Annotated in this window: 15 protein-coding genes; all 15 read left to right on the forward strand. The window is 62.6% G+C overall.

Translation table 11 applies throughout. The features are described from left to right. Window positions 1-192 (forward strand): hypothetical protein (locus tag CLM60_RS21115; RefSeq protein WP_217983315.1); only part of this gene is annotated, 192 nt, incomplete at its 5' end. Window positions 193-230: 38 nt separating this feature from the next. After that, entirely contained in the window at window positions 231-557 is a 327-nt protein-coding gene (locus CLM60_RS20040; protein WP_095590916.1) for a hypothetical protein, read from the forward strand. Next, a complete protein-coding gene (locus CLM60_RS20045) occupies window positions 514-1,197 on the forward strand; it encodes a lytic transglycosylase domain-containing protein (protein ID WP_043872336.1) in 684 nt (227 codons plus the stop codon). Before CLM60_RS20040 ends, CLM60_RS20045 begins: the two co-directional genes overlap by 44 nt. Then, window positions 1,194-1,508, forward strand: a complete 315-nt coding sequence (locus CLM60_RS20050; protein WP_009574150.1) for a TrbC/VirB2 family protein — start codon at window positions 1,194-1,196, stop codon at window positions 1,506-1,508. Before CLM60_RS20045 ends, CLM60_RS20050 begins: the two co-directional genes overlap by 4 nt. A 25-nt stretch (window positions 1,509-1,533) precedes the next feature. Then, a complete protein-coding gene (locus CLM60_RS20055; RefSeq protein WP_009574151.1) occupies window positions 1,534-1,812 on the forward strand; it encodes a VirB3 family type IV secretion system protein in 279 nt (92 codons plus the stop codon). Further along, the gene (locus tag CLM60_RS20060) at window positions 1,802-4,186 is read left to right on the forward strand and encodes a VirB4 family type IV secretion/conjugal transfer ATPase (RefSeq protein ID WP_095590925.1); all 2,385 of its coding nucleotides are present in this window, start codon (window positions 1,802-1,804) and stop codon (window positions 4,184-4,186) included. Before CLM60_RS20055 ends, CLM60_RS20060 begins: the two co-directional genes overlap by 11 nt. Further along, complete coding sequence (locus tag CLM60_RS20065) at window positions 4,183-4,398, forward strand: hypothetical protein (RefSeq protein WP_095590926.1); 216 nt, start codon at window positions 4,183-4,185, stop codon at window positions 4,396-4,398. Before CLM60_RS20060 ends, CLM60_RS20065 begins: the two co-directional genes overlap by 4 nt. 4 nt (window positions 4,399-4,402) lie before the next feature. Then, complete coding sequence (locus CLM60_RS20070) at window positions 4,403-5,569, forward strand: lytic transglycosylase domain-containing protein (RefSeq protein WP_095590927.1); 1,167 nt, start codon at window positions 4,403-4,405, stop codon at window positions 5,567-5,569. After that, window positions 5,566-6,363, forward strand: coding sequence for a type IV secretion system protein (locus CLM60_RS20075; RefSeq protein WP_095590928.1), 798 nt, complete (start codon window positions 5,566-5,568; stop codon window positions 6,361-6,363). Before CLM60_RS20070 ends, CLM60_RS20075 begins: the two co-directional genes overlap by 4 nt. Before the next feature lie 14 nt (window positions 6,364-6,377). Next, the gene (locus tag CLM60_RS20080) at window positions 6,378-7,025 is read left to right on the forward strand and encodes a VirB8 family type IV secretion system protein (protein WP_095590989.1); all 648 of its coding nucleotides are present in this window, start codon (window positions 6,378-6,380) and stop codon (window positions 7,023-7,025) included. Further along, entirely contained in the window at window positions 7,022-7,723 is a 702-nt protein-coding gene (locus CLM60_RS20085; protein ID WP_176473941.1) for a TrbG/VirB9 family P-type conjugative transfer protein, read from the forward strand. The genes CLM60_RS20080 and CLM60_RS20085 overlap by 4 nt, the downstream gene beginning before the upstream one ends. Further along, window positions 7,720-9,045, forward strand: coding sequence for a TrbI/VirB10 family protein (locus tag CLM60_RS20090; RefSeq protein ID WP_095590930.1), 1,326 nt, complete (start codon window positions 7,720-7,722; stop codon window positions 9,043-9,045). The genes CLM60_RS20085 and CLM60_RS20090 overlap by 4 nt, the downstream gene beginning before the upstream one ends. 1 nt (window position 9,046) lies before the next feature. Further along, the gene (locus CLM60_RS20095) at window positions 9,047-10,081 is read left to right on the forward strand and encodes an ATPase, T2SS/T4P/T4SS family (protein ID WP_095590931.1); all 1,035 of its coding nucleotides are present in this window, start codon (window positions 9,047-9,049) and stop codon (window positions 10,079-10,081) included. Between the two features lie 14 nt (window positions 10,082-10,095). Further along, a complete protein-coding gene (locus CLM60_RS20100; RefSeq protein WP_095590932.1) occupies window positions 10,096-10,515 on the forward strand; it encodes a hypothetical protein in 420 nt (139 codons plus the stop codon). Further along, window positions 10,515-11,540, forward strand: a complete 1,026-nt coding sequence (locus CLM60_RS20105) for a TrbL/VirB6 family protein (RefSeq protein ID WP_095590933.1) — start codon at window positions 10,515-10,517, stop codon at window positions 11,538-11,540. Before CLM60_RS20100 ends, CLM60_RS20105 begins: the two co-directional genes overlap by 1 nt. Window positions 11,541-11,613 lie beyond the last annotated feature (73 nt).

Genomic DNA, 11,613 nt, shown 5'->3' on the forward strand with positions numbered 1-11,613 from the left:
CGCGAACAGCAACGGTGCGTTGCGCGCAATAAACAAGCGCAGGGCAAAACTCCTTTGCCGCCTTTAAGATTATCATTCTGTCGGCTATCACCGTTATCGGAGCAAGGCGAACTTCGTCAACACGTTATTATTGTCTTGCTATCATTAATGTTGTTTTGTATCGCTCACGGTGTTGCGACCCCGTGGGCCTGATACTGCACCCAGGCAGAACAAGGACCCAAGGGAAGGCCATGATAGAAGAAGCCCCGAATGTGGTTACAGAAGGCGGACTGCGCGGCTTGCTCGCCGAGGGCTACCTCATTGAGGTGGTCTGCAAGGAGAGAGCAGAGAAGCGCCATAACAGTTGGTACGGCTCGTGGGTCATCCGCGCCGTCGCCACTGATGGGCGTGACGATAAGATGCTCGTCACCAGCCGAAGCGTCCTCAAGCTCCGCGACTTCAAAACCATCGTTGGCCTTGTCAGTTTCTTGGCCGACATGGGCTGTACGACCGCTAGCATCCCACTTGAAGAAGGTGGCCGCGAGCGCCACGCCGCGCCTCCGGTCAAAGGCAGCTGACCGCGCGACTGCGCTCGTCGTTGCTTTGGGTACAGGCGTTTGTTCCGCGCCCCCGGCCCTGGCCGACGGTTTCATCTTTTCGGTTGGCCCAGACGGCCAATTGATTTCCTCTTCTCAAGAGGCAAACGGGCGCCTTTTTCTCTTCGCAGAACCTCGCGTTCCTGACGCAACGAGCGAGACAGCGATCCCGGCTCGATCCGCCGCCCGCGCCACCCCAGAAATCCTCCATGCGATCGAGACCACGGCTCTGCGGTATGCCGGGCATGGTGCGCTGCGTCGCGCAGGGCTTTCAGTCACTGATTGGGCGCTCCTTTACCGGGCCAATATCGAAGTCGAGAGCGCATACAATCCCGCAGCGCGTAGCCCTGTCGGTGCCATAGGCCTTGGACAGCTTATGCCGGACACCGCCCGCGACCTCGGCGTCGACCCACATGACATTGCGCAGAACCTCGACGGATCAGCTCGCTACCTGCTGATGATGCTCGACCAGTTCGGTGAGGGCTCTCTGGCCCTTGCGGCGTACAACGCTGGCCCTGAGGCGGTCACACGCCACGGCGGCATCCCCCCTTTTCGAGAAACCCAAGGGCATGTGGCCCGTGTGACCGCCGTGTTTGAGCGGCTCAGAGGAGATCTTTCATGACATCGAGGAAACGTCAAAGCGTGCTCCGCACGCGGGCGATCACCGCGTTCGGCGCGATGGCCCTTATCGTGCTGGCGGGTCCAGCGCTTGCGCAGAGCATCGACCTTTCGCCGGTGCAGACCCTTTTGCAAGGCATCGTCGATGCGATCACCGGTCCCTTGGGGATCGTGATCGGAACGCTTGCGCTGATCGGGGTGTTCCTTTCCTGGCTCTTTGGCATCCTCGACTTTCGTCAGGCGCTTTGGGTCGTGGTTGCAATCGCGGGCATCGCCGCAGCACCCACCATCGTCGCCGCCATCTGGACGACCTGAGCCGAAGTTTCTGGAGTTCTTGGCCATGGCTGACCAGTCCCGCGTGTTCATCGGCCTTCTCAGGCCACCCAAGCTGATGGGCTTGCCGATCATGTACGCCATGGTCTGGCTCTTCGGCTCGACGCTTCTGTTCCTCTGGGTGCAGAGCTGGGTGGTGGCTGTGTTCGCAGGGCTGGCCTGGCCGGCGCTTTGGAAAGCCGCAGACTGGGATCCGAACTTCCTCGATGTCCTGGTGATCACCTTGCAGGAAACCCCGCCCACGACAAACCGCAAGCTTCATGGGGGTGACAGCTATGCCCCGTGATGGAGTAGCCGATGACGTGGCCGACGCCCTCGATCCGCTGACGGCACTGCCGGCATGGGTCAAGGGCGAGAAGCGGCTCTCAATGATGCTGCCTTATGTGAGCCTTGTCACCGACCGGACGATCCGGACGCGCGGCAATGAGCTGATACAGTGCATCCGCCTCGAAGGGGTGAACAGCACCACGAGCGAGGACGGGCATCTCGACCGGATCGGAGGGTTGCTGGCTGGCATCGTGGCGCAGGTCGGGACCGAGTTCTCATTCTACCTGCACAAGGTCTCGAAAGCGGTCGATGTGACCCTGCCGCCCGTTCCGGGCGAAGGGTTTGCGGCTGCCGTCGATCAACGCTGGCGCGCGCATCTGGGTCAATCTGGCTTGCGCGACAAGACGCTGACGCTGACCGTGCTGAAGCGCCCGGAGGCGAGCAGCCGTCTGCCCTTCGGTCTGGGGGCGTCTCGCGCGAGACATGCGGCGGACACGACCCGCCGCTTGCGCAAGCTCGACGAGGTTGTGGGGTTTCTTCTGACCTCCTTCGATGAGCTGAAGCCCCGCCTGCTGGCCGCAAGCACCGGCGAGCTTCTGGGCTTCCTCGGTTCACTCAACACGGGCGAGGAGCACCCGCTCTTCCCCCGGTCGCGCCTCGGTGTGATCGCCGAGGACGTAGCCAATACGCGCGTCACCTTCCGCGGCACGACCATCGCACTCTCGGACGGTGCCGTGGGCGACAAGCTCGGGGCGATCTTTGCGGTGAAGAACTATCCCGCCAAGACCGACAGCCTGATGCTCGACGAGTTGAATCTGCCCGTCGACATGGTGGTCACGCACTCTTTTGTGCCGATCAACGCCAACATCATGGCGGGCCGGATCAAGCGGCAGCTGCGGCTAATGCAGGCCGCCAATGACGGAGCCGTCAGTCTCGCCCAGGAACTGGAACTCGCGCAGGACGATCTGGAATCCAAACGCCTGATCTTCGGCGAGCACCACATGACCGTAGCTGTCTATGCGCGATCCCAGGCCGCCCTCGACGACATCGCGGCCGAAATCCGCAACATCTCCGCCACTTCCGGGATCAACCTGATCTCGGAGGCCTTCGGGGCGCGGGCGCATTTCATAGCGCAGCATCCCGGGAACACCGGGGCGCGCAGCCGCAAGGCCGCAATCACGAACCACAACTTCGCCGATCTCGCTACCTTCCACCGCACCCCGCTCGGAAAGACAGGGCGGGAAGTCCCCTGGGGCGTGCCGATCACGCTCTTTCCGACACCCGAGCGCAGTGGTTTTCGCTTCAACTTCCACGAACAGGGCGCGCCAGATCGCGAGCCCACAGGTGGGCACACGCTGATCCTCGGCCGTCCCGGCTCCGGCAAATCCGTCCTGGCGGCTTTCCTGATGACCATGGCACGGCGCGCAGGCGCACGGCTTTTCGTCTTCGACTATCGCGCCGGTATGGAAATGGCCGTCCGCGCGCTCGGCGGCAGCTATTCGACCGTGCGGGCGGGGCGCCCCACGGGCCTCAATCCGCTCCAGACCGAGATCGACATGCGGGGCCAGGCATGGATTGCTGATTGGCTCGCAAGCCTCTTGGAGCGGCGCGATCGACCGCTAACCCCGGTTCAGACCAATCGACTGCAGGAAGTCGTGCGCCAGAACGCGAGCGCAGGACATGCTACCTTGCGAAACTGGTCGGATTTCGCCTCGCTGCTGGTCTCGACCGATGACGAAGGCGATCTCTTCGAGCGTATGCAGGAATGGACGGCCGAGGGTCGCTACGGCTGGATCTTCGGGGCCAATGCCGAGGACAGTTTCAGCATCGATGGAGACGTCGCGGGCTTTGACCTCACCGGCATCCTCGATTCCGAGAGCGAGCGGGAACGCATGGCGGTCCTGTCCTACCTCTTCCGCCGGGTCGAGCGGGTGATCGAGGACCGCAAGCCCACCATCATCGTCATCGACGAAGCATGGAAAGCCCTCGACAACGCCTACTTTGCGGAGCGACTCAGCAACTGGCTGGTGACCGCCCGCAAGCAAAACGCGGTCGTCGTGATGATGACGCAATATGCCAGCCAGCTCGAGCGCACGCGCACCGGCAAGACCATCGTGGAAGCGGTGCCGACGCAGGTGCTCTTGCCCAACATTCGTGCTTCCGCCGCTGACTACGCGATGCTCGGCCTGACCGAGAAAGAGCTCGACGTGCTTCTGGGCGTCGGCTCGGCCTCGCGGCTCGCGCTTGTACGCGACGACCGTGGTTCCGTCGTGATCGATGCCGATCTCAGCGCGCTCGGCCCGCTCGTGACCATCCTTGGCGGAATGGAGAAGGGCGAAGCGTTTGTCGGCGCCGATTATCGCGAACGTCCTGATTTCTGGAGAGTGACATGACCTGTACCATCATTCGCGGCGTCGTGCTGCTCGGGCTCGGCCTGACCCTGACAGCCTGTGCGCAGCATAACCCCCCGCAAGCCAACTGCTTCAATTTTCGCGAGGCTCCTGCGCAGGCAGGAACCGCCAACGCCACGATCTCGACCATGGGAGCGGAGGTCACGCGCCGCGACACGGCCTGCGATTTCGTCCTCTTGGGGGCGGGCGGCTGAGCCAATGCGGACCTGGCTTCCTCTCTCGATGATCGGCTTTGCAATGGCAGGTCCCACGGCGGGGCCAGCGGTCGCCCAGGGCGTGCCGACCTTCGATCTGCGCCTCTTCGCAGAGCGGCAGGCCATCCTTGAGCAGACCGATCGGGACCTGGCACTGCAGCAGGACCGGCTAAGCCGCGAGGAGGAACTGGCCGAAATCGAGCGCCAGCAACTCGCCTCCCTCGAAGGGCTGATGGATGCCATGTCGCTTGGCGCTGGAGACGTGGCCGGAACCGTGGCGGGGCTCGAGGCGGGGCAGGGGGCGATTGACGACGTCGAAAGCGCGGCCGCCAGTCTTTATGCGCCCGAGGACACCAATCCAGCGGCAGCGCGGATGTTCGGCGATGCCCGGGAGGGGATCGAGGAGCTGATCATCCGCGCAGCACGCGACACCCATAGTCTGTCCGGGGTCGGCCGCGCAGGTCTTTCGCTCGTGCAATGGCGCTGTCTCTTGCAGGCGCTGATCTGGCAGGAAAGCCGTTTCCAGATCGGGGCACGCTCACCCGTGGGGGCCTTCGGACTTACCCAAATCATGCCCGGTACCGCGGGCGATCTCGGGATCTACCCGGCCTATTACGACGATCCCTATCTGCAGGTCACCGGCGGTGCGCGATACCTCGCACAAATGCTGAACATGTTCGATGGCAACATTATCCATGCGCTCGCCGCCTATAACGCCGGGCCGGGCAATGTGCAGGATTATGGCGGTGTGCCACCCTTCGCGGAAACCCAGCATTATGTCGTGGTGATCCCGCAGCAGTACAACAGCTACCTCGCGGCCGTAGGCGGCATCGATGCGCTCGGCACCATCGACCCTGTGCTCCTCGCCAACGCGAGTTTCAGCCTCTCGGCCCATGGCGCAGGGGTCTATGGCGACTATTCGCTGGTCTCGGTCCGTGCCGCCGCCCTGCGGGTTCAGGACATCATCACCCGCATTGGTGAGACCGAGGATCTCCACGAGGCCATCGCGCTCAACACCTACGCCCGGGCCGAACTGGCCCGGCTGGTCGCAATCCGGACCCGGATCAAGGCCGCCCGAACCGAGCCACTCAGCGCCGAGCAGATCGCCTTGGCGGCAGCCCAGGCTGCCGAGGGGCAATTCATGGATTTTAGTCAGGAGGATTTGCGTTGAACCTGCGCCTGCCCCGTTCCCTTTTCGCCGGTAGCATCGCTCTCGCGCTTGCCCTCAATGTCACCGGACCTGCCAGGGCACAGGGTGTGCCCACGGTGGACACCCAGAACATTGCCCAGGAAATCCGCCAGCTTCAGCAGATGCTGCAGGATTTCGGTATCCAGACCGATCTTCTGGACAATGCGTTGGAGCAACTGGACATGCTGCAAAGCCAGCTCGATCAGCTGAACGAGATGTATGCCTCGCTCACCGGGCCGCGCAGCATCCTCGGGCTTGCCATGGGCGGGGACCTCGACACCTTGCTTGAGGCCAACTTCGAAGACATCCCCGGCCTGATCCGAGGCATCCAGGCGGGCGATTGGAGCGCTCTCATCGGGCCAAATGCCGGGCCCATGCGCACGCAGATGGAACAGGCGCTGGCAAGCGCCGGGTTCGACGAGGATTCACTCCGCGAGATCGCCACCAGCGGCAATCCGGGCGCCGAAGGCGTGGCCACGCGGGCCACCACAGGTGCTGTGATGTCGGCGGCGGCGCAGAACAGCCACGCAGAGGCGGAACAGTCTCTCGAACGGGTGGAACGTCTGGTCGAGATGATCCCCGACATGGAAGATCTCAAAGCCTCGATGGATCATAACACACGCGTCACGGCGGAACTCGCCATCGCCATGACCCGGATGTGGGAGCTGGAAGCGATCCAAACCCTAGGCGCAGGCAATGCAGGCGTGGTCGACGCCGCCACGGTTGCCGAAGAACGCCGCTACATGGACTTCACCTTGCCGGACCTTGAGCCATGAGTGGGGTAGGGGTGATGACTGCGCGCGAACTCGTGGAAGAGGAACTTGTCTACGGTGCCCTGCGCCGGGAACAGCTTTGGCGGATGATCGGAATTTCCGGGGCTGGCTTTGGCGTATTCGGCTGTTTGACGGCTGCGGCTGTCGCGCTGATGGTCGAGACGCCGCCTCCCGTGGTTGTCCCCTACGACCCCGCGACCGGGATGGCGCTTCCCAATGCCACGGTTGAAACCGTGTCGCTCGCCGAACGGCCTGCCGTGATCGAAGCGCAAATCTACCGCTACATTCTCGACCGCGAGACCTATAACCAGCTCGACAACGATCTTCGTGTCCGCCGTGTCCTCGCGCAGTCTTCCGGGTCGGCCGAGGCCAACATGCGCGCGATGTGGACATCGGGGCAGGACAGCTATCCGCCGACGCGTTACGGGGCTGCGGCCGAGATGGCCGTTGAGATCGCATCGATCACCCTTATTGGCGAGAACCGCGCCCAGGTGCGGCTCAGAAAGCGCCTGACAAGCCCGCAAGGGGTACAGGATGGATCGTTCACTGCCACGTTGATGTTCGAATTCCGGCCCGAGCGGACCCGCGCGATCGACGATGTCTGGCAAAACCCTTTCGGCTTCACTGTTACCCAATATGCAATCCGATCGGACCGTTCTGAATGACCCGCACTCCAATCTCTGCGCTGCTGGCCGCCAGTATTCTCGCGTTCGCGGGAACGACTGCTTTGGCCGAAACTACGCCCCGTCCAGGTTCTCATGACAATCGCGTGCGCGTCGCGACCTGGACTGAAGGCCAGGTTTACCGTGTCGTCACGACTCTGACCCGCGTCACCACAGTCGAATTCGGTGAGGGTGAAACCATCCGCTCGATCATCGCCGGTGACACGGTCGGTTTTCAATTCGACGGTGTCCCGGGTGGCCGTGCCTTCGCCATCAAGCCGACAGCATCTGGCGTCGCCACCAACATCACCGTCTACACCAACCGCCGCTCCTACTACTTCCATGTCGTCGAAGCCCGGGAGACGCCGCATTATGTCGTGCAGTTCCGCTATCCTGAAAACCGCGTGCACCCCACCAGGGCGGTTGCGGCCGATGCGCCGAATGCGAACTATGCGGTCAGCGCCCGAGAAGAGTTCACGCCGACGGCCATCTGGGATGATGGTACCTTCACGTATTTCCGGTTCGCACGGAATGCGCCGGTGCCCGCCATCTTCCGATATTCGAACGGCAGGGAACGCGCGGTGAACAGCCAAGCCTTGAGTGACGGCGTCATCCGCGTGTCCGGCGTCAACCGACAATGGGTCCTTCGCCTTGGCGAAGAGGTGGTTTGCGTCCAGGACGCAGGACAGGCCACATCATGACCGAAGGTACGGAAGACCTCGCCGCGCGCCTCGCGGCTCTCGAAGGCTCGACAGGCAAAGCGAAGGCAAGCAAGCGGCCTGCGCCGCTTGCCGCGATCCTTGGGGTCGTCGGCATCGCGGCAGCAGGCGGTCTGGCATGGGCTGCCCTGCAGCCGTCAGCAGAAGCACCAATGGCGACCGCCGCGCCGGAGGAGTTCCAGAGCAGCGGCCCCGGATTCGGAGATCTGGCGCCGATTTCTGCCCCGCAGCCCAGCCAAGCCCCGCCTGCGGACTCAGGTCCGAGCGAGTCGGAACTCGCCCTGATGGAAAGTCTTGCGACATTGAGAGCGGAACTCGAGGACCTGCGGGCAAGACCGGCCGAGGCCGCGGATAGCGGGGCGGAGCAGGCGATTGCGGACCTGACGGCGCAAATTGCCACCTTACAGGAAGCATCCGCCGAGGCTCAGCGTGCCCTCGAGCGGCAACTGACCGAGCGGGATCGCGAATTGGATCAGCTCCGCATGGACTTGGAACTTGCACGGCTTGCACCACCAGGGCCGACCTCATTGGGACCAAGTGAAGAAGAATTGCGGCTGGCCGAACTCGAAAGGCGTCGCGCAGCCGAAGCCGAGGCCCGCGCAGAGCGCATCGCGTCTCCTATGATCGCGTTCTCCGGGATGGGCGCGGGTGCGGATAGGGAGAATACGCTGGAAGCCGCGCGTCTGAATGCAGATGAAGCCTTTGTTCGTTCGGGCGCGCAACCAGCACAGGTGACACGTGCCGAAGTGATCGCGAACCCATCGAACACGGTTGTTCAGGGCACCATGATTCAGGCTGTGACAGAGACGGCCCTCGACAGCACATTGCCCGGCGCGATCCGCGCCATCGTCTCGGAAGACGTCCATTCTTTCGATGGAACGCGTATCCTGATCCCGCGCGGCGCGCGGTTGATCGGGCGCTACCGCTCCGATGTCGCACTCGCCCAATCGCGCGTCATGGTGGCATGGGACCGGATCATCTTGCCCGATAATCAGACCGTGCAGATCAGCGCCTTCGGTGGAGACGAACTCGGCCGTACTGGCACCACCGGGTTTGTCGACACCCGTTTCGCGCAACGCTTCGGCTCCGCCGCGCTGATCTCCTTGATCGGCGCCTTGCCTGCGGCTGCGGCGGGTCAAATCGACAGCGAGGCGGCGGCCGATGTTGCGAGTGATGTCGGCACCGACCTGCGCGATAGCACGCAAAGCGTGATGCAGGACTATCTGGCGATCCGGCCAGTGATCCATGTCGATCAAGGCACGCGGATCACGGTCATGGTCGACCGCGATCTGGAGATATTCTGACATGGCGGCAAGTTATCTGGAGGCGTCGCTCGACCGTCTCGGCCCCGAGGTCCTGCGCGACGACACGATCGAGATCTGCGTCAATCCCGACGGACAAGTCTGGGGCGAATTCCAGGGCGACCACTTCATGCGAGGTCTCGGTAGCCCGCTGAGCCAGACCGAGATCAAGGACCTCGGCAATCAGATCGCCTCAGCAGCCTCGACCACGCTCAGCACCAAGAAGCCCATCGTCTCTGTCTCGATCCTGTATCGAGATCGCCCGATCCGTGCGCAGGTGATCCAGCCGCCGGCAGTCGAGGGCGGGTTTTCAATATCGTTGCGGTTCTTCTCCTCCCTGCCGCTGGAGGCAATCCGGCTCGGCTTCCTCTTTGGAAAGGAGCGCAGCCTCGAAGGTCTGCGGCGCGAACGAAACGCCGCGCTGCGCAATGTGGTTGCCTCCGGCGACATCGACGCCGCGCTGCGCTTCTGCGTCGAGAACAAGCTCAACATGATCGTTTCGGGCGGTACATCGACCGGCAAGACGGTCGCGGCGCGCAAGATCCTTTCGCTGATCCCGCCCGAAGAGCGGATCATCACCATCGAGGAGGCGGCCGAGCTGCGCCCCGAGCAGCCCAATGCCGTGACGTTGATCGCGGACCGTGACACGGATGCCCGCAGTGCCGATGTGCTCTTGGCCTCAACGCTTCGCATGCGACCCGACCGGATCGTCCTGGGCGAAGTCCGCGGGCGCGAGGCGATGACGTTTCTCGAGGCAATCAACACCGGCCACGGTGGATCGCTGACCACGCTGCATGCCGAGACCCCACAACTTGCTGTTCGGCGCCTCGCCATCGCCGCCCTGAAAACGGATGTACCGATGACCTATGCCGACATGATCGATTACATCGAAGGCTCGATCGACGTGATCATTCAGGCAGGCCGCCATGAAGGCGCACGCGGAATCACCGAGTTCTTCCTCCCGGGTCAAACCACAGATTTGAACCTCGACACGGTCGACGGCAGAGGCAACAAGAGCCCCTCCGTCACCGCAGAGTAGAAAGGAACACCCAGATGCGAAAACCAATCCTCGCAGTCATGCTTGCCGCCCTGGCGGGCCCACTTGTGGCGCAGACTTCGTCTCCGATCTCAAACGATCTCACGATCAATATGTCGCCCCAGCAATACCGGATCTGCAATGATCGCCCGGCGCGCCCGACCTGGATGGACCAAATCAACCCGCGTGAAGCTTACAAGGCTCGGACGATGATGCGGCTCTATGAATTGCGTTCTTGGCAGGCGATCACGTCATCAGGCGATTGTGGCTGTGACATCCGCTTCCCACCATGGGATGCTGCCTCGGCGGAATATGAAGAACGTTTTGCGACAAGTACTCAGGCGGAACATACTCAAGCTCGGTTAGCCCTCAGGGACCAACAAAACCAGATCGCCCGTGAAGTGCAGGATATCTGCGAAGCGCAAGGGAACTGGTAGTGGGTGTCGTCAGCTGGATGGTCGGAACCGCAGACGCGTTCCTTGTCGACGCGGCCGAGTCCCAGTTCGGGGCTGTGGCAAGCAATACCGGCGCGATCGTCCTGCTTATGGCCACTCTTTCGCTGATCGGCGTCTGCATCAACATGGCCTTCCAGTTCCGCAGCATGGATGGGGCAAACTTCTTCTGGTACCTAATCAAGCTGATGCTGATAGGGCTCTTCGCCTTCAACTGGGCCAACTTCAACGCTGTCGCAAATGCGATCATTGGTGGGCTCGACTATGTCGCTGGAGCCCTGATTTCCTCGGTCGGCGGCGGAGGGGCGGGGGCCACATACTTCGCGGCCGAGTTCGATGATCTCATTTCAGAGTTCAGCCAATACTTGAACGCCATCGGCAGCAACCTGAACTGGATGACAGGTGCGATCTTGGGCGGCATAGGGCTCGTTCTGTTGAGCCTTCTTGGCTTCATGACCGGCATCGTGCTCATATTCGCCAAGATGATGCTGACCCTCATGCTCGGCCTTGCTCCGATCATGATCGCATTGTCGCTCTTCGACGCGACCAAAGATTTCTTCCATAGGTGGGTCTCGACGACGGTCAGCTATGCCTTCTACCCCATCGTCATCGCAGCCATGTTTTCGACCGTCGTCGGCATGGCGAATTCGCTTCTCGCGCAGCTCGGTGATCCGAATTCGGCAACCAACATCGGATCGCTCGTGCCGTTTTTTGTGATGGTCTTCTTGGCCAAGGGCTTCGTTGCGGCAACGCCCCTGATCGTGCGCGGCATATCGGGGAACCTGATGGTGGCCGCGGCACCTGCGATTGTCAGCGGGTCTGCAGGGGTCCTGCGGGGGCTGGTGAACACCTCAGGCGTGCAGGGCAGAGAGAGGATTGGGGCGCTCTCGACGGGTGAGGCGATCGGGCGGGGGGCTGTCCAGGCCCCCGCTGCCGTGCGGAGCGCTGCGGCGACCGCGAGTGTGCAGCTGGTCAGGATGACCGAGAGGGCAAAGCGGTTGGGGCGGTGACGCCGCAAGCGAGGGTCGCTCCCGTGATGGATGGTGACGATTAAGTGGAAATTTCAGACACTTGTGATGTTCC

Origin of the sequence: Actibacterium ureilyticum, from assembly GCF_002285435.1 — a bacterium.
Taxonomy (GTDB): Bacteria; Pseudomonadota; Alphaproteobacteria; order Rhodobacterales; family Rhodobacteraceae; genus Actibacterium_C; species Actibacterium_C ureilyticum.